13 protein-coding genes and 1 tRNA gene are annotated in these 17,532 nt (G+C 65.5%); 8 read left to right on the forward strand and 6 right to left on the reverse strand.

Features of this window, described 5'->3' with window-relative positions:
* Positions 1-4 precede the first annotated feature (4 nt).
* The 4 genes from AOA14_RS06610 to AOA14_RS06625 form a co-directional block, all read right to left on the reverse strand.
* A complete protein-coding gene (locus tag AOA14_RS06610; RefSeq protein ID WP_003046495.1) occupies positions 5-3,247 on the reverse strand; it encodes an efflux RND transporter permease subunit in 3,243 nt (1,080 codons plus the stop codon).
* Between the two features lie 3 nt (positions 3,248-3,250).
* Positions 3,251-4,420: an efflux RND transporter periplasmic adaptor subunit gene (locus AOA14_RS06615; RefSeq protein WP_003046498.1), complete on the reverse strand. Its 1,170-nt coding sequence runs from the start codon at positions 4,418-4,420 to the stop codon at positions 3,251-3,253.
* Between the two features lie 109 nt (positions 4,421-4,529).
* Entirely contained in the window at positions 4,530-5,837 is a 1,308-nt protein-coding gene (locus tag AOA14_RS06620) for a TolC family protein (RefSeq protein ID WP_037553274.1), read from the reverse strand.
* 65 nt (positions 5,838-5,902) lie between these two features.
* Complete coding sequence (locus AOA14_RS06625; RefSeq protein WP_003046504.1) at positions 5,903-6,265, reverse strand: hypothetical protein; 363 nt, start codon at positions 6,263-6,265, stop codon at positions 5,903-5,905.
* A 446-nt stretch (positions 6,266-6,711) separates the two neighbouring features.
* Here AOA14_RS06625 and AOA14_RS06630 point away from each other — a divergent pair, with 446 nt between their 5' ends.
* The 6 genes from AOA14_RS06630 to AOA14_RS06655 all read left to right on the forward strand — a co-directional run bounded on the left by AOA14_RS06630 (position 6,712) and on the right by AOA14_RS06655 (position 13,927).
* Positions 6,712-7,086 carry a DUF3703 domain-containing protein gene (locus AOA14_RS06630; protein ID WP_037553271.1) on the forward strand — a complete coding sequence of 125 codons (375 nt, stop codon included), beginning with the start codon at positions 6,712-6,714 and terminating at the stop codon, positions 7,084-7,086.
* Positions 7,087-7,135: 49 nt separating this feature from the next.
* The gene (locus AOA14_RS06635) at positions 7,136-7,474 is read left to right on the forward strand and encodes a hypothetical protein (protein ID WP_003046510.1); all 339 of its coding nucleotides are present in this window, start codon (positions 7,136-7,138) and stop codon (positions 7,472-7,474) included.
* Positions 7,475-7,539: 65 nt separating this feature from the next.
* The gene (locus tag AOA14_RS06640) at positions 7,540-8,775 is read left to right on the forward strand and encodes a TolC family protein (protein WP_003046513.1); all 1,236 of its coding nucleotides are present in this window, start codon (positions 7,540-7,542) and stop codon (positions 8,773-8,775) included.
* Positions 8,772-10,034 carry an efflux RND transporter periplasmic adaptor subunit gene (locus tag AOA14_RS06645; protein WP_062901208.1) on the forward strand — a complete coding sequence of 421 codons (1,263 nt, stop codon included), beginning with the start codon at positions 8,772-8,774 and terminating at the stop codon, positions 10,032-10,034. The genes AOA14_RS06640 and AOA14_RS06645 overlap by 4 nt, the downstream gene beginning before the upstream one ends.
* Positions 10,035-10,051: 17 nt before the next feature.
* Positions 10,052-13,213, forward strand: a complete 3,162-nt coding sequence (locus AOA14_RS06650; protein ID WP_037553392.1) for an efflux RND transporter permease subunit — start codon at positions 10,052-10,054, stop codon at positions 13,211-13,213.
* Positions 13,214-13,330: 117 nt separating this feature from the next.
* The gene (locus tag AOA14_RS06655) at positions 13,331-13,927 is read left to right on the forward strand and encodes a cation efflux transmembrane domain-containing protein (RefSeq protein WP_003046522.1); all 597 of its coding nucleotides are present in this window, start codon (positions 13,331-13,333) and stop codon (positions 13,925-13,927) included.
* Positions 13,928-14,122: 195 nt separating this feature from the next.
* Here AOA14_RS06655 and AOA14_RS06660 read toward each other — a convergent pair.
* A tRNA-Gly gene (locus AOA14_RS06660) sits at positions 14,123-14,197 on the reverse strand.
* A 225-nt stretch (positions 14,198-14,422) separates the two neighbouring features.
* Here AOA14_RS06660 and AOA14_RS06665 point away from each other — a divergent pair.
* Both AOA14_RS06665 and AOA14_RS06670 read left to right on the forward strand, forming a co-directional pair.
* Positions 14,423-15,334: a tetratricopeptide repeat protein gene (locus AOA14_RS06665; protein ID WP_062903041.1), complete on the forward strand. Its 912-nt coding sequence runs from the start codon at positions 14,423-14,425 to the stop codon at positions 15,332-15,334.
* Positions 15,334-15,984 carry an LON peptidase substrate-binding domain-containing protein gene (locus tag AOA14_RS06670; protein WP_082819847.1) on the forward strand — a complete coding sequence of 217 codons (651 nt, stop codon included), beginning with the start codon at positions 15,334-15,336 and terminating at the stop codon, positions 15,982-15,984. Before AOA14_RS06665 ends, AOA14_RS06670 begins: the two co-directional genes overlap by 1 nt.
* 207 nt (positions 15,985-16,191) lie before the next feature.
* Here the strand turns inward: AOA14_RS06670 and AOA14_RS06675 are convergent, their stop codons facing one another.
* Positions 16,192-17,421: an FAD-dependent monooxygenase gene (locus AOA14_RS06675; RefSeq protein WP_062901209.1), complete on the reverse strand. Its 1,230-nt coding sequence runs from the start codon at positions 17,419-17,421 to the stop codon at positions 16,192-16,194.
* Between the last annotated feature and the right edge of the window lie 111 nt (positions 17,422-17,532).

Raw genomic sequence — 17,532 nt, forward strand, 5'->3', positions numbered from 1 at the left:
CTCCCTATTCCGTGACCGGCTGGACCGCCGACTCCGCTTTTCGCTTGAGGAACTTCGGCTGCCAGTTCGCCCCGAGGACGACTTTTGCGATCGCGGGGAGAACGAGCAGCGTCAGGATGGTCGCCGCGATGAGACCGCCGATGACGGTCGTCGCGAGAGGCTTCTGCACCTCGGCACCCGTGCCGGTCGCGATCGCCATCGGCACGAAGCCGATCGCGGGCACGAAGCCGGTCATGATCACCGCACGCATCTTCTCGGTCATGCCCTCGCGGATTGCCTCCGTGAGCGGGACATCATTCTCGAGCCGTTCGCGGATCGCCGTCATGACGACGAGACCGTTGAGCACCGCGACGCCGGCAAGGCAGATGAAGCCCACCGCCGCCGACACCGAGAAGTTGATGCCCGTAAGCGCGAGAGTGAACACCCCGCCCGCGAGCCCAAGCGGCACGGCGAGGAACACGGCGGTCGCGCGCCCGAACGTGCCGAGCGCCATGTAAAGCAGGATGAAGATGCCCGCGAAGCAGAGCGGCACCACGATCGAGAGCCGCTGCGATGCGGCCTGCAGACTTTCGAACTGCCCGCCCCATTCGAGGTAATAGCCCGCCGGAAGCTTCACATTGGCGATCTTCGCCTGCGCTTCGGCCACGAAGGATCCCGCATCGCGGCCTTCGAGGTTCACCTGCACGACGACGCGCCGCTTGCCATTTTCGCGGCTGATCTGGTTGAGCCCTTCGGTCAGCCGGATCTGCGCCACCTGGGCGAGCGGTATCTGTCCGCGATTGCCGCCCTCGGAGGGCAGCAACACGGGCAGCGCGCGGATGTCGTCGAGATTGACCCGGGTCGCGTCGGGGACGCGAACCGTGATGTCGAAGCGCCTGTCGCCCTCATAGAGCAGGCCGGATTCCCGCCCGCCGAGCGCCGCCGACACCGTATCGGCAACCTCCTGTACCGAGAGACCGTAGCGCGCGATCGCATTGCGATCGAGCTTCACGTCGAGCGTCGGAGCGCCGCCCACTTGGTCGGCCTTGACGCTGCCCGCACCCGGTATGCCCTGGAGCACGCGCACCATCTCGTTCGCCGCGAGCGACATCTTGTCGAGGTCGTCCCCGTAGAGCTTGATGGCCACGTCGCCGCGAACGCCCGCGATCAGTTCGTTGAAACGAAGCTGGATCGGCTGGCTGACTTCATAAAGCTGGCCGAGCTGGCCGCCAGCGGCTTTCTCGATACGCTCGACGACATCGGCCTTCGAATCGACACCTGCCGGCCACTGATCCTGGGGTTTCAGGATCACGAAACCGTCGGAGATGTTCGGCGGCATCGGGTCGGTCGCCACCTCGGCCGTACCCGTCTTCGAAAACATCAGCTCGACTTCGGGCAGGCTCGAGATCGCCGTCTCGACGTTGCGCTGCATGACCAGAGACTGTTCGAGGCTCACCGAAGGCACGCGCGTCGAGGCAAGCGCCATATTCTTCTCGTCGAGCTGCGGAATGAATTCCGAGCCGAGCAGTCCGAACGCCGGGATCGCAAGGACGAAGAAGGCAAAGCCGCCGGCGATGAAAGCCCACGGCTTGGCGAGCGCCTTGTCGAGCAAGGGCAGGTAGCGCTCCTTCGACTTGCGGATCGCCCAGACTTCCTTCTCGGCAACCTTGCCGCGAATCATCAGCGCGACAAGCGCCGGAACCAGGGTGATCGCGAGAATGAAGGCCGCAACGAGCGCGAGCATGATGGTGATGGCCATCGGCGAGAAGGTCTTCCCCTCGACGCCCGTAAACATCAGCAACGGCGCGAAGGCCAGTAGGATGATCGCCTGGCCGAAGACGGTCGGTTTGATCATCTCCTGGCTCGCGCGCATCGTCTCCTCGAGACGTTCGCGAAGGTTGAGCAATCTCCCTTCATGCTCCTGCCGGTGCGCCAGTCTGGCGAGGCAGTTTTCGATGATGATCACCGCCCCGTCGACGATCAGACCGAAGTCGAGCGCGCCGAGGCTCATCAGGTTACCGGGGACCCGGAAGGCGTTCATGCCCATCGCCATCATCAGGAAGGAGAAGGGAATGACGAGCACCGCGATGATCGCGGCGCGCCAGTTGCCGAGCAGGAAGAAGAGCGCGGCCGCTACGAGCAGCGCGCCTTCGGTGAGGTTCTTTTCAACCGTGCCGACGGTTGCGTTCACGAGCTTGGCGCGGTCGAGTACCACCTTCACTTCGACGCCGGGCGGCAGGGTCTTCGACACCTGCGCGATCTTCGCCGAAACATCCTCCGCAACAGTGCGGCTATTCTGCCCGATCAGCATGAGCACGGTCCCGATGACCGCCTCCTTGCCGTTCATGCTGCCCGCACCGGTTCTGAGGTCGCCGCCGATCTTCACATTGGCGAGCTGTCCAACCGTCACGGGCACGCCGCCGCGCGTCGCGACGACGGCGTTGCGGATTTCGTCGACCGAGCGGACGCGTGCATCGACGCGCACGAGATAGGCCTCGCCTGCCCGGTTATAGTAGTTGGCACCGACCGCGAGGTTGGCGCGTTCAAGGGCTTCGCCCAGTTCGCTATAGGAAATGCCGTAGCTGGTGAGGCGGGTCGGATCGGGTTCGACCACGAAGGTCTTGGCATAGCCGCCGATCGAGTCGACGCCGGCGACGCCGCCGACCGACTTCAATTGCGGGCTGACGATCCAGTCCTGGACCGTGCGAAGATAGCCCGATTTGGCGATCTCGTCGGTGAGGATATCGCCCTCGGGGGTCAGATAGCTGCCGTCGGGTTGCCAACCTGGTTGGCCCGCGACCTTCTTGGCGCCCTTCCCGTCGGGATTTTTGTAGCCGACGGTGTACATGACGACCTCGCCGAGACCCGTCGTGACGGGACCGATCTGCGGCTGGGCCCCGTCGGGAAGATTCTCGCCCGCCTGGAGAAGCCGTTCGCCCACCTGCTGGCGCGCGAAATAGAGGTCGGTTTCATCGGTGAAGATTGCCGTCACCTGGCTGAAGCCGTTGCGCGAGATCGAGCGTGTCGTCTCGAGCCCCGGAATGCCGGCGAGCGAGATTTCGATCGGATAGGTTACGAGCTTCTCGATTTCGACCGGCGAGAGACGCGGATCGATCGTGTTGATTTGCACCTGCTTGTTGGTGATGTCGGGAACCGCGTCGATCGGCAGCTTGGTGAGCTGCCATACGCCGAGTCCCGCGATCACGAGGAAGAGAAAGAGTACCGCCCAGCGCGCGCGGACGGATAGCGCCATCAGTTTCGCGATCACGGTTTATTCCTCCTCGCCCGCGCCCTTGCCGAGTTCGGCCTTGAGCAGGAATGCGTTCTTGGTCGCGACGATCTGGCCCGGCTTCAGCCCGGCGAGGATTTCGACACGGCCCGCGCTGCGCTGGCCGACGGTCACCTGCTGCGCGCGGAAGCCGTCCTTCGTGCGGACGAACACCACGTCGCGGCCTTCGAGCGTCTGGAGGGCTTCGTCCGCGATCACGATACGGGCCGGCCCACCGGTTTCGGCGCCGCGGCTCGGAAGCAGCCGCACCCGGACCGCCAAGCCCGGCTGGAGCGCCCCGGGTACGTCGAGCACGGCGGTTGCCGAGCGCGTGTCGCCCGACAGGCCGGGCGTGACGGCGCGCACGCGGGCATCGATCGTCCGTCCGTCGGGAAGTTCGATGATCGCACGGTCTCCGGGCGAGAGCCGCTGGGCATCGGCCGGACCGACGGCGGCCTCGATCTGCACCTTGCTGGGATCGGCAACGCGGAACAATTCGGTTTCGGGCTGAACGAAGGCGCCAAGGCTGGCGTTCTCGGCCGTGATCCGTCCCGAGATCGGGCTTGCCACGATGACGCTGCTGCCATCGCGCGTGACCTGCGCGGCGCTCGCTGCGGCACGCGCGCGCTGCGCTTCGGCCGCGGCGGCCGCGGCTTCGGCTTGCGCCTGCTCATAGTCGACGCGCGCCGACACCTTCTGGTCGAACAGGGTCTTCTCGCGGTGGAGATTTTTCTGCGCGAGCGTCGAGCGCGCATCGGCGGCAATCCGTTCGGCCGCAATCTGGGCGGCGTCGCGGCTTTGCACGATCGCGATCGTCTCACCGGCGCTGACCGGATCGCCGAGCCGCTTGAAGAGACGGGTGACCGCGCCGCCCGCGCGGGCGGTGACGATCGCCTCGCCGCTCGGCGCGGCGGTAACGGTCGCTTGCGAGATGATTTCCGAACCGAGTCCGCCGGCGCCGATCGTCTCGACGCCGATCTCGGCGGCCTTGATCGCTTCGGGCGTGATGGCGAGGCTGCTCGGAAGGGCTTCGCTCGCCGCTTCCTTTTCGCCTTCGGCAGCCGGCGCGGCGGCCGGGTCGGCGGTGCAGCGTGCAACGCCGAAGCCCGTGACGGCAGCGAGTATCATGGCGCCCGCGACAGTGCCGAGGAGACGCTTGTCCTTGGTGATCATATTCTATCTCCGCTGTTGATGCGGTTCGCGCGCCGACCGGCGGCGCACCCCTGTTGACTTGGAAGGACGATGGCGAAGGCGCCTCCGTCCACTGGAAGGCTCGGCGCGCTCATGGCTGATGATCCGCATCGCCGTCGGCGGCTGCCTGGCGCGATAGGATGGCGCGGGCTTCGGCCCGGGCCTGGCGCGCCGCGATCAGTTCGGCCTGCGTTGCCGCATAGGCCTGCTGCGCGTCGATATATTCGACGAGCGAGGACTTGCCGGCGCGGTAGCTGAGTTCGGCGAGCCGGACACCTTCGCGCGCCTGCTCGATGCCGCTACCCTCAAGCGCCGCGAGGCGGGCCTCTGCGGCTTCGAGTTCGGCCTGCGCATTGGCGATCTCCGCCTGAGCATTGACCACTGCATTCTCGCGCCGCGCAATGGCGGCGGCGACATCGGATTTGGCTGCCGAGATGTTGCCGCGGTTGCGGTCGAAGACGGGGAGCGGCACGGAAACATTGGCGATCAATGCGCGATCGCCGGTGTCGCGAAGCTGACGCACCCCGAAGCCGACCGACGGATCGAGCCGGCCATCGGCGCGCTGCCCCTGGAGCCGCGCTTCAGCAATCAGCTTCTCGGTTTCTGCCAAGCGAACGTCGAGCGTCGCGAGCGAGTCCACCGTCTCCGGTGCCACCCACATATCGCCTTCCATCAACTCGGCAGGCGGGACCGAGCTTCCAAGGAGCGCCGCGAGCGAACGCCGGGCGGTCCTTTCTTCGGCCTCGGCCGTGCGTAGCTCGGCGGTGGCCTGAACGAGAGCCGCATTGGCGCGGAACGCACGGAGCGGCGGCTCGTTGCCGGTATCGACCATGGCCTGTGCCACGCGGACGAGTTCGCGGGCACGCGCTTCATTTTCGCGTGCGAGCGCGAGGCTATCGCGGGCCGCGAGAGCGGTCGCGAACTGGTTGCGGACATCGAGCGCAAGATCTGCGCGTGCAATCTCCAACTTGTACTTCGCGGCCAGAAACTCGGCGTCGGCGAGCGTCATGCGCGACCGGCGCCGGCCCCCGATATCGAGACGCTGATTGACCGACACGGTCGTTTCGAGACCGTTCAGGCCCGAGTAGGGGCCGGTGCCTGCGAAATTCTCGACATCGACATTGAGCGTCGGATTGTAGCGATAGCCCGCCTGACGCTGGCGACCGCGAGCGGCCTCCACTTCGGCTTCGGCGGCAACCACGCGCGGCGAGCGCGCGTCGGCTTCCTCCATCGCCTGCGCGAGGGACAATCGAGCGGGAAGCGGGCCGGTACGCACGGCCTCGCCTGCGGAAGAAGGCGGTCCCACCAGCTCCGTCGCTGCCGACTGGGCAGCGGCGGGCGCGGAATTTGAGCCTGCAACGAGCGCCACGAGACTCGCGGCGACAACTATGGATTTCATGAAAAGGAGACTCCTGACGTTTCCAGGGAGAAGCGCACGCGAAGGGCACGCGCAGACCTAGAGCGTCAGGCGATTGGAGGGCGGAACGTCCCGATATAGGCGACGGGCGGCAAGGCGGCCGTCAGGATGCGCGTATGCGCTTCAGGGGCAGGCGTTTCGGTCGCTGCCGACAGCGATTCCGCCGGGACGCCCGAATGGTGACCGTGGCAGCCATGAGCGGCGGCAGGCACCTGCTGCTTTTCGCCGGGAGAGGATTTTTTCTTGTCGACTTCGGCGCCTTCGATCGCCGGTGCGGGAACGCAGCCGGCTTCGATCACAGCAACGAAAAGGCTCGCCTCGGCCCGATCCTCGGTCGCATGTGCGAGCGACCCCGCAACCGTTCCGGATGCAAGGAGAAGGGTCAGGAGGAAGAGGATCACCCGTCGCATTGAAACCGGCCCCTAGCATCGAAACGGCGCGGTGAAAAGTAGAAGATTTTCAATCAACTTCGGCGGCACTCTTCGAACCCCCGAACCGGCTCCGTAATTTTATCTCATGGAGGTAAGAGAGCAGTGCACCTTGCCCCTCTATAGTTGCAGATGCGCCTCAAGAAACAGGATATCGGCCGAACAATCACGCGTTAAGCACAATAATTCTACAATTGTCTTTCACTCTTATTTCTATCGCTTCGCTATTGGCCCCCGCCTCCTTTGTTCGGGACGACATTCGAGCGATATGCTTCCCGTGAGACGAGGGGGTAAATCGGACGCAGAGCGGCACAGCGTCCTGCCGGAACATCAGGGCTTGACCCTGTATCTACTACAGGGTGCAAGAGCCTGCCCTGCACAAAAAAGGGGGAAAGAGGATGGTGCCGCCGACAGTAAATCCCGTGAGCATGGCCGTCATCGAGCCGCTGCTGCGCGAGCAATATCGCCTGTTTTGCGAATCACGCCGAATCGGAGATGAAGCCGCTGCGTGGCAGGCGCTGGAATGGGAACATATATTGAGCCAGCCCTATATGGGCGCGCATCTCGCCTCCCACTGGCACATGTTTCGCTATGCGATCGAGCTCGGCGATGCCCGTGAAGCTACCGGTCAGGCAATGCGGTTCCTGCTCGTCCCGCTCGGTTCGCTGACCGGCCGCCTCCCCGCAGGGAATAATGGTCGCGCGCGGGTGAGCGCCTTCGAGCCGATGCCGATGCCGCAGGCCCTCGAAGCGCTGATCGAAACGGCCCGGTCGACGGAGAGCCGCGCTGCGCGAACCGATTGATCCGGTTTTGGACTTCCGGAACGGGTCATTCGCTGTTAGGGGCGCGACCATGTCCGGCGCTACCCTTCGCCTGTTGCTTGTGTTCATCCTGCTGCTCAGCGGGCTCCACAATGCTGCGCCGGCGATGGCGGGCATGACGCACCATGCGACGGATTCGCATCTTTCGCACCATGTCGAGCCGGGCCATGCGTCGGACAAGGACACGCAAAAAGGTCAGCAGGACGCCGACCTCCACGGCAGTCACCATAATTGCCCGGTCGCATCCGATCAGGCCCTTTCGGGTCATGACGATCTGTCCTGTTTTTCCGGCGGCCTGCACTTTGCGTTGCCCGCGACGCGCCTCGCTTCGCGCGCGCTCGCACCGCCCCTGAACCCTCCCCTCGCCTGAACGCCGCCTGCCGCGCGGCCCCTTTTCGGCCTGCGCTCAGTCGAATCGTTCAGGAGTGATCATTCATGCATATCCATATGCGCGCCGCCCTGTTGGCCGGGGCTGCGCTGCTGGCGGGGTCCGTTTGGGCCCAGCCGCTAACGCTCGACCAGGCGGTCGAGCGGGCCATCGCTGCATCGCCCGAGCTTAGAGCGGGCGAAGCGGGGGTCGACGCCGCGCGCGCCGACCAGCTGCAAGCCCGCGTCCGTCCCAATCCGACCGTGTCGGTCGACATGGACAATGGCGTCGGGACGGGCGGCTATGGCCTGTTCCGGCAATCGGAACTCACCGTCACCTATTCGCAGCCGCTCGAACGCGGGGGCAAGCGCGAGGCGCGAATGGCGCTTGCCGAGCGCGGTGTCGTTCTCGCCGAGGCGCAGTGGCGGCTCGTCCGGCTCGACATCGCCCAGGAAGTGCAGCGCGCCTATATCGACGTCCAGATCGCCGAGCAGATGGTCTGGATCGCAGAGGATCGCGTCAAACTTGAAAAGGAGATGCGGACCGAAGCGATCAGGCGCGTGCGCGGCTACAAGGATCCGCTCTTCGTCGAGACGCGCGCCGATGCCCGCATTCTCGAAGCCGAACTGGCCCTGAAGGAAGCCCAGGCGAAGCGGCAGTCCGCACGCGCATTGCTCACCTCCTTCTGGGGCGGCACGCCTGACAGCCTCGTTATCGCCGAGGGGATCGAGAAACCCGATCCGCGCGATCCGCCGCTCGCCGAAGCCGACGCGGCGGTCTTCGACGCCGCCGTCGACCGGGCCCGCGCGCAGGTCGTCGTCGAGCAGAGCCGTGCGCACCAAGACTATACGGTCTCGGGCGGCACGCGCTTTCTTCGCGAGACCAATGATGTCGCCGTTCTTGGCGGCATCTCGATCCCGCTCGGACGGTTCGACCGCAACCAGGGCAATATCGCCCGGGCGCAGGCCGAACGGCGGCAGCTCGAGTTCCAATCCGAAGCGAGCCGGCTCGAGCGGCTGCGGCGCCTCGCGTCGCTGCGCGCCGATGCCGACGCCGCACGCGTCCGGGCCGAGGGCATCATGAACGACGTCTATCCCAAGGCGGTGAAGACGCTCGGCCAGGTGCGCGAAGGCTATGCCCGCGGCGGGTTCCTGTTCGCCGACGTACAGGATGCCGCCGACGTCATCATCCAGATCCAGGGTCAGTGGGCCGAGGCCATGACACGCTACCGCGATTTGCTCGCGGAGATCGATCGCCTGACCGGCCGCTTCGATGCGGCTCCCCTTGCGGAGAATATTCCATGAAGAAGTTTCCATTTCCCGCCGCGGCTGCGGCGCTGTTCCTTGCTGTGCCTCTCGCTGCCTGCGGTGGCGGAGCCGAGGGCGAAGACAAGCATGAAGAAGGCGAAAGCCACGCTGAGGGCGAAGGCGAGGAAGATGCCAAAGGCCCGAACGGTGGCAAATTGCTCAAGAATGGCGATTTCGCGGTCGAGGTCATAATCTTCGAGAATGGCACCGAGCCGCAATTCCGCGTTTTCGCAACGCGGGACGGCAAACCGGTCGACCCGAAGGATGTCCAGCTCGCCATCACCCTCACGCGGCTTGGCGGCGACGTCGATCGCTTCACCTTCCGCCCGCAGGGCAAATTCCTCGCAGGGCAAGGTGTCGTCACCGAACCGCACAGCTTCGACGTCGAGGTTGTCGCGGTGACGGGCGGCAAGCGGCACGTTTGGAAATATGCGAACCCCGAAGGGCGCACGCGGATCGGGGCTGACGCCGCCAAGGCCGGAGGCATCGAAACCGCGGTCGTCGGACCGGCGACGATGGGCGAAATGCGCGAACTCTACGGCACCGTCCAACTGTCGCCGACCGCCCGCTCCGAAATTCGCGGCCAGTTCCCCGGCCGCGTCGTCTCGGTGACCAAGGCGGTGGGCGACAGCGTCCGCCGTGGGGAACTGCTCGCGCGCATCGAGTCGAGCGAGAGCCTCCAGGTCTATCCGGTATATGCGACGGTCGGCGGCGTGATCGCCGAGCGCAACGCCAACCCCGGCGACGTCACCGACGGGCGCGCACTCTATGTGGTCACCGACCCGGCGCAGACCACGGTCGTCTTCAACATCTTCCCCCGCGACCTCGCGATCATACGTCCGGGCATGCGGGTGACGGTGGAGACGCAGGACGGCGCCGAAATCGCGACCGCGCCGCTCGGGCAGTTCCTGCCCGACGGCAATGTCGAGGCGGGCACTGCGCTCATCCGCGCGACCATCCCGAACCGCTCGGGAACGCTCCGCCCTGGCATGGCCTTGCGCGGCCGCGTGATGGTCAACCCCGTCACCGTGCCGCTTGCCGTGCGCACCGAGGCGATCCAGCCCTTCCGCGACTTCAAGGTGGTCTATGCCAATTTCGGGCAGGACTATGAGGTCCGGATGCTGAAGCTCGGCCGTTCGTCGCCCGAATGGACCGAGGTCCTGTCGGGCATCAAGCCCGGCACCGCCTATGTCACCAAGGGCAGTTTCCTCGTTCGCGCCGACATCGAAAAGTCCGGCGCGGGCCACGACCATTGATCGGGGAGCAGGATAACATGCTAGCCAGAACCATAGGCTTTTCGATCCGGCAACGATGGCTCGTCCTCGCGGTGGTCGCGCTCCTCTGCGCGATCGGCGCGTGGAGCGCGACCAAATTGCCCATCGACGCCGTTCCCGACATCACCAACGTCCAGGTCCAGATCAACACCAAGGCGGAAGGCTATTCGCCGCTCGAGTCCGAGCAGCGCATCACCTATCCGATCGAGACCGCGATCGCGGGCATCCCGAACCTCAACTATACCAGGTCGATCTCGCGCTATGGCCTGAGCCAGGTCACTGTCGTCTTCGAGGACGGGACCGACATCTATTTCGCGCGCCAGCAGGTCAACGAGCGGCTCCAGGCCGCGCGCGGCCAGCTTCCGCCCGGGATGGAGCCCGAAATGGGCCCGATCTCGACGGGCCTCGGCGAAATCTTCATGTTCTCGATCGAGGCCGAACCGGGCGCGCGAAAACCCGACGGCACGCCTTATACGGCGGAAGACCTCCGGACGATGTCCGATTGGGTCATCCGGCCGCAGATGCGCACGATTCCGGGGGTCGCCGAGATCAACACGATCGGCGGCTATGCCCGCCAATATCATGTGACACCCAACCCGGCCTCGCTCGCCTCGCTCAATCTCTCGCTCAACGATGTCGTCACCGCACTCGAGGCCAATAATGCCAACCGCGGGGCCGGTTATGTCGAGCGCAGCGGCGAACAGATTCTGATCCGCGTGCCGGGTCAGGCCAATAATGAGCGTGACCTGTCGCAGATCATCGTCACCACCCGCGGCGGGGTTCCGATCCGGATCGCCGACGTCGCCGATGTCGCGATCGGCTCGGGGCTCCGCACAGGCGCCGCAACCGAAAATGGCAAGGAAGTCGTCCTCGCGACGGTCTCGATGCTGATCGGCGAGAATCCGCGCGTGGTGGCGCAGGCCTCGGCCGAACGCCTCGTCGAAGCCTCGCGTGCGTTGCCGAAGGGTGTCGTTGCCAAGCCGCTCTACGATCGCACCGCGCTCGTCGAGCGGACGATTTCGACGGTGCAGAAGAATCTCGCCGAGGGCGCGCTGCTCGTCATCGTGATCCTGTTCCTGCTGCTCGGCAATTTCCGGGCCGCGCTGATCACGGCGGCGGTCATTCCGGTCGCGATGCTGATGACGCTGACGGGCATGCTCCAGACGCGGACATCGGCAAACCTCATGAGCCTCGGGGCGCTCGACTTCGGCCTCATCGTCGACGGGGCCGTCATCATCGTCGAGAACTGCCTCCGCCGGCTCGGCGAGGCTCAGCACAGGCTCGGACGCCTGCTCGACCGCGACGAGCGCTTCGGCCTAGTCGCTTCCGCAAGCGCAGAAGTGATCAAGCCGAGCATCTTCGGCATTATTATCATCACCGCAGTCTATCTGCCGATCTTCGCGCTCGAGGGCGTCGAGGGCAAAACCTTCCATCCGATGGCGATCACCGTCGTCCTCGCGCTTACCGCCGCTCTGCTGCTGTCGCTCACCCTGGTTCCGGCCGCGGTGGCGCTGTTCGTGACCGGCAAGGTCGAAGAAAAGGAAAATTGGCTGATGCGCGGGCTCGGCAAGGGCTACCGCCCGATGCTCGACCGCGTCCTCAATTGGCCGAAGGCTGCGCTGGCTGGTGCTTTGGCGCTTGTCGCGCTGAGCGGCGTGGCGGCGACCAGTCTCGGGTCCGAGTTCATCCCGGACCTCGACGAAGGCGATATCGCGATGCACGCGATGCGCATTCCGGGGACGAGCCTCACCCAGTCGATCGCGATGCAGGAGGCGCTGGAGAAGAGGATCAGGCAGTTCCCCGAAGTCGAGCGGGTGTTCGCGAAGATCGGCACTCCCGAGGTAGCGACCGATCCGATGCCCCCGTCGGTCGCCGATAATTTCATCATGCTCAAGGACCGGAAGGAATGGCCCAATCCGAGAAAGACGCGCGACCAGCTCGTTGCCGAACTCAACAAGGCGGCGAACGAGGTGCCAGGGAACAATTATGAGTTCACCCAGCCGGTGAAGATGCGCATGAACGAGCTGATCGCCGGCGTTCGCGCCGACGTGGCGATCAAGTTGTTCGGCGACGACCTCGATCAATTGCTCGAATCGGGGCAGGCGATCGAGGAAGTCGCGGGCGGGATTGCGGGCGCGCAGGACGTGAAGCTCGAACAGGTCACCGGCCTGCCGATGCTCTCGGTCACGCCCGATCGCGACAAGCTCGCGCGCTACGGTGTCAGCATGGAAACGGTGCAGGATGCGGTTTCGACAGCGACCGGCGGCCGTCAGGCCGGCGAGCTTTTCGAGGGTGACCGCCGCTTCGACGTCATCGTCCGGCTTCCCGAGGCCATTCGCACCGATCTCGCGTCGCTCGGCAATCTCCCCGTTGCACTTCCGGCCGGCGGCTTCGTGCCGCTTTCGGAGCTGGCGGAGATATCGCTCGCGGCGGGGCCGAACCAGATCAGCCGCGAAAATGGCAAGCGCCGCGCGGTGATCACGGCGAATGTTCGTGGGCGCGATCTGGGCTCGTTCATCGACGAGCTCACGCAAAAGGTCGAAGCTGAGGTCGTGCTGCCCGATGGTTACTACATCGAATATGGCGGCACATTCGAGCAGCTTCAGTCCGCGACCGAGCGCCTCCAGATCGTCGTGCCGCTGGTGCTGCTGCTGATCTTCGGGCTGCTGTTCATGCTGTTCGGCACGGTGCGCGATGCTGCGATCGTCTTCTCGGGCGTGCCTCTGGCGCTGACGGGCGGGGTCGCGGCGCTGGCGCTGCGCGACATTCCGTTATCGATCTCGGCGGGCGTCGGCTTCATCGCTTTGTCCGGGGTCGCGGTGCTGAACGGCGTGGTGATGCTATCCTTCATCAAGGATCTGCGCGAACGCGGAAAAGCGCTCGTCGAGGCGATCCGCGAAGGCGCGCTGACCCGCCTCAGACCGGTGATGATGACGGCGCTGGTGGCGTCGCTCGGGTTCGTACCGATGGCGCTCAATGTCGGGGCTGGGTCCGAGGTGCAGCGGCCGCTGGCAACTGTCGTCATCGGCGGGATCATCTCGTCGACGATCCTGACTTTGCTCGTGCTGCCGGCCCTGTACCTCCTGGTCCATCGACGGACCGCGAAGGCCGAAGAGGAAGAGCTGGCGCGCCCGAGCAGCGTCCCCAGCCCCGAAGGCTGAGACACTCCCGGATGGCCGCCATTCCCCCCTGTCGGCGGCAACCGAGAGTGCTGACTGGGGCGGAACCCAAGCGGGTTCCGCCTCCTTTTAGGGATGGTGAGGATTGAGGAGCTTGCAATGAATGAAAAAGCATCCGGGAGCGAACGCGAAAAGCGAACGCTCCAGATCGTTCTCGTCCTGAACTCGGCTATCGCGATCGCCTTCCTCGTAACCGGCGGGCTCGGCGATTCGAGCGCGCTCATCGCCAATGGGCTCGACAATCTGTCCGACGCCGCGGTCTATGCCTTGAGCCTCGTTGCGCTCAGCCACGGCCTGAAATGGAAAACCCGTGCTGCCACGGCATCGGGTGTCATGCTGCTGGTCTTCGCGGCCGGCGTCCTGTTCGATGTAGGACGGCGCTATTTCGAAGGCAGCGAACCGATCGGTCCGACAATGATGATCATGTCGGCCGTCGCTGCGGTGGTGAACTATGCTTGTCTGAAGCTCTTGCAGCGCATTCAGGATCCGGACGTCAACCTCAGAGCCGCGACAACCTTCAGCTACAACGACTTCATCTCGAACGGCGGCATCCTGATCGCGGGTGTCCTCGTCTGGTGGCTCGGTACGAACTGGCCGGACCTTCTGGTTGGATTTGCGACTGCGCTGATCGCGATCAAGGGCGGCATCGAAATCCTTCGCGACGCCCGCCAAGAGGCCAAACAGCAGAAAGATTAGAGCATGTGAGGCGTGTCGGATCGGCGGAAGAATGTTCGGACCTCTGCGAACAACGTCGCCGATCCTGCCCTAGAGGCACCCGACAGCTCGCTCCCATCATATTACGTCCTTATTACGCGAGGCAAAAATCGAGCCCACGTAACGACGCGTATTACGCCGCCATTCGGCGTAAGTGTCTGAAATTGTTAGGAAAACTGGAGCGGGCGAAGGGATTCGAACCCTCGACCCCAACCTTGGCAAGGTTGTGCTCTACCCCTGAGCTACGCCCGCTCTGGCGGCTGGCGACCGGTGGGTGCCAGCGGGTGAGGCGGGCGATTAGCACCGGCTTTTGGAGTCGGCAAGCCCCCCCTTGTACTTTTCTTAGAGGGGCCGGGCGAAGGGTTGGCATCCGGCGTATAATTCCCACATAACGCGGCGAGGAGATTCTTTTCGCGTCGGCACGGGGCCATTGCAGCCCGCCACCATGGCGCGAAACAACCGGCAAGGAGCATGAGCGTGGCGACATTGGGGCTGAACCCGCAGGAAAAGGAAGCCGTCGAAGCCTTCCGCCGCGACGTCGTCGAACCGTCGATGACGAAGCTCGTCATCCTCGATTTCTGGGCCGAATGGTGCGGGCCGTGCAAGCAGCTCGCCCCCGTGCTCGAAAAGGTCGCCGCCGATTACGCCGACAAGGGCGTGGTGCTGGCGAAGGTCGACGTCGATACGAACGGTTTCATCGCGAGCCAGTTTCAGGTCCAGTCGATCCCGACCGTTTATGCGATCTTCCAAGGCCAGCCGGTCGCCAACCTGACAAACGCGCGCAGCGAAAGCCAGCTCAAGTCGATGCTCGACCAGCTGCTCGCTCAATTGCCGGTCGAAAGCGACGCCGGAGCACGCGCGGTCGAGATCGCCCCGCTGCTCGAAATGGGCGAATCGGTTCTGGCCGAAGGCGACGGCCCGCGCGCGGTCGGCATTTTTTCGCAGGTCGCCGAAATGGCGCCCGACAGCGCCGCCGCGCACAGCGGGCTGATCCGCGCGCTGCTCGCCGCAGGCGATAGCGAAGGTGCGGCGCTGGCGCTGGCCGCCGTCCCCGCCGACATTGCGGGCGATCCCGCGATCGCGCAGGCGAAAAGCGCGCTCGAACTCGCCGCAGATGCGCCCGACGCCGGCGAACTCGCGGCGCTGGAAGCCGCGACCGCCGCCCATCCCGACGACCATCAGGCGCGCTTTGATCTTGCCGTGGCGCAAATCGGCGCGGGACAGCGCGATGCCGCCGCCGACAATCTGCTCTACATCGTCGCCGCCGACCGCGAATGGAACGACGGGGCAGCGCGCGCGAAGCTGCTGTCGCTGTTCGAAGCGGTGGGGCTGGAAGATCCGTGGGTCGCCGCCCAGCGCCGCCGCCTGTCACTGATCCTGTTCGGCTGATGTCGACCGACGCGCCCCTGACCATTCAGCGGATCGCGATTTTTCCGCTGCCCGGGGCGGTGCTGTTTCCGGGACTGCACCTGCCGCTCCACATTTTCGAGCCGCGCTACAAGGCGATGGTGCAGGAAGTGCTGGCGCGCGACCGCCAGATCGGGATGATCCAGCCGCGCCAGATCCCGGGCGAGGAGGATCGCGAGCCCCCCGCGCTTTACGATGTCGGCTGCGTCGGGCGCATCATCGACGTCGAGGCGCTCGCCGAGGGTCGGTTCAACATCGTCCTGGAAGGCGTCGCGCGCTTTCGCGTCCGCCGCGAGCTCGACGTCACGACACCCTTTCGCCAGGTTGAGGCCGAAATAGAGGCCGAGGTCGAGGATGAAGCAGCGCTGTCGAGCATCGAGCGCGCGAGCCTTGAGCGCGAGGCGAAACGCTTTGCCGAGCGGCAGGGCTATGTCGTCGACTGGGCTTCGGTCGGTCAGCTCGACGACGAAACACTGGTGAACGGCATCGCGCAGGTCGCACCGTTCGACGCTGCGGCCAAGCAGGCGCTGCTTGAAACCTCTCCGCTCGAAACGCGCGCCGAACTGGTGATTCAGTTGATGCAGTTTTTCGGCCGCTTCGACGGCGACGACGGACGCGCGACGCTGCAGTAGAGCGTTAGTGCGGCGAGCGCCAGCGACGCGCAAAGGCACGATCGATCCGCGCCCGCGCACCCGGCGTCACCTCTGCCGCGGTGTGCGCCGTGCCTCGATCCTGTCCGACATCTTATGTCCCCTGTTCCCCGCGGCAAAATGGCCGCGCAGGATCAGGCTATGCCGCAATGGTTAGCGCGGTCGCACGGGGCGCCCAAGCAGGACTAGCTATATTTCGGTGCCAGCCAGCAGCCGAGGCAGATCGCCCGCTTCGCCGCGCGCTTCGTCCATGAAGAAGCGCTTGAGCGCCGGCATGCGCTGCACCGCGCCGAGCCCGGTACGGCGGACGAGGGAGGCGGTGCGCCCCGGAATGCCGAACAGCCGCGTCAGTCCGTCGGTCGCGAGGCTGACCATCAGATTGTCGAGCCCGCGCCAGCGCTGATAGCGCGCGAGCAGCGCCGCATCGCCAAGATCGAGTCCGATCCGCGCGCCGTCGACGAGGACCTCGGCCAGCGCCGCGGCATCGCGCAGCCCCAGGTTGAGACCCTGCCCCGCGATCGGATGGATGCCGTGCGCAGCGTCGCCGACCAGGACGATGCGGTCGCCGACGATCTGCGCGCTGTGATGGAAGCCGAGCGGATAGGTCATGCGCGGCGCGACGAGCTCCATCGTGCCGAGAATGTCGCCCGCGCGCTTGCCGAGTTCGGCAAGGAAGCCCCGGTCGCCAAGCTTGGCGAACCCCGGCCCGTCCTGTTCGGATACGGTCCACACGAAGGCCGAGCGATGCCGCCCCTCGCCATCGTCGACAAGCGGAAGCAGCGCGAAGGGTCCCGAGGGGAAAAAGATTTCGTGCGCGATCTGATCATGCGGACGCGAATGCGCCACCGCGCCAATCATCGCGTGATGATGATAGGACCAGTTGGCGATCGTGAAGCCGGCCGCATCGCGGGTCGGCGAACGGCGCCCTTCGGCGACGATGAGCAGTGGCGCCGCGAGCCGCGTGCCATCGGCGAGGGTCAGCGTGACACCATGCGCGTCGATATCGCGCGCGACCACCTTCGCCGGCATGAACAGGCGCACCAGCGGCGCCTCGGCAAGCGCCGCCGCGAGCGCGACGCGAAGCTGGCGGTTTTCGACCATCGTACCGAGCGCGGGGGCGTCCGCATCGGCGACGAAATCGAGCTCGCCCGCCTGTCCCCCGTCGCTGACCTTGATCGCGCGGATCGGGCAGCCGTGGGGTGCGAGCCGGTCAGCAAGGCCGAGCACGCCGAACATCTGCCATACCGCGCTGGCGATCGCCGAGGCGCGGCCATCGAAGCCTGGCGCGATCGTCGCAACCGGATCGGCGGGGTCGACGATCTGCGACGACAGACCATGATGGGAAAGCGCGATCGCCAGAGCCTGGCCGACAAGCCCGCCGCCGGAGATCAGGACATCGCTGCGCAATATTTCGCTCATGCCGCCGCTCTACTCTGGCCCGGCGCGCTTGGGAAGCGGACAGGCGCACCCGGATCGCCGGCGGGCCGGGCGCCGCTTGACGACGAGTCCGCCCCATGCGCATATCGCCGT

Source organism: Sphingopyxis terrae subsp. terrae NBRC 15098 (genome assembly GCF_001610975.1).
GTDB lineage: Bacteria > Pseudomonadota > Alphaproteobacteria > Sphingomonadales > Sphingomonadaceae > Sphingopyxis > Sphingopyxis terrae_A.

What these genes read in the sequence shown, in the direction of transcription:
- AOA14_RS06635 (WP_003046510.1), top strand. Translation starts at nt 7,136, where the DNA reads ATGTCCGGCGCTACCCTTCGCCTGTTGCTTGTGTTCATCCTGCTGCTC.
- AOA14_RS06655 (WP_003046522.1), top strand. Translation starts at nt 13,331, where the DNA reads ATGAATGAAAAAGCATCCGGGAGCGAACGCGAAAAGCGAACGCTCCAG.
- AOA14_RS06670 (WP_082819847.1), top strand. Translation starts at nt 15,334, where the DNA reads ATGTCGACCGACGCGCCCCTGACCATTCAGCGGATCGCGATTTTTCCG.
- AOA14_RS06675 (WP_062901209.1), bottom strand. Translation starts at nt 17,421, where the DNA reads ATGAGCGAAATATTGCGCAGCGATGTCCTGATCTCCGGCGGCGGGCTT.
- AOA14_RS06645 (WP_062901208.1), top strand. Translation starts at nt 8,772, where the DNA reads ATGAAGAAGTTTCCATTTCCCGCCGCGGCTGCGGCGCTGTTCCTTGCT.
- AOA14_RS06615 (WP_003046498.1), bottom strand. Translation starts at nt 4,420, where the DNA reads ATGATCACCAAGGACAAGCGTCTCCTCGGCACTGTCGCGGGCGCCATG.
- AOA14_RS06625 (WP_003046504.1), bottom strand. Translation starts at nt 6,265, where the DNA reads ATGCGACGGGTGATCCTCTTCCTCCTGACCCTTCTCCTTGCATCCGGA.
- AOA14_RS06640 (WP_003046513.1), top strand. Translation starts at nt 7,540, where the DNA reads ATGCATATCCATATGCGCGCCGCCCTGTTGGCCGGGGCTGCGCTGCTG.
- AOA14_RS06630 (WP_037553271.1), top strand. Translation starts at nt 6,712, where the DNA reads ATGGCCGTCATCGAGCCGCTGCTGCGCGAGCAATATCGCCTGTTTTGC.
- AOA14_RS06620 (WP_037553274.1), bottom strand. Translation starts at nt 5,837, where the DNA reads ATGAAATCCATAGTTGTCGCCGCGAGTCTCGTGGCGCTCGTTGCAGGC.
- AOA14_RS06650 (WP_037553392.1), top strand. Translation starts at nt 10,052, where the DNA reads ATGCTAGCCAGAACCATAGGCTTTTCGATCCGGCAACGATGGCTCGTC.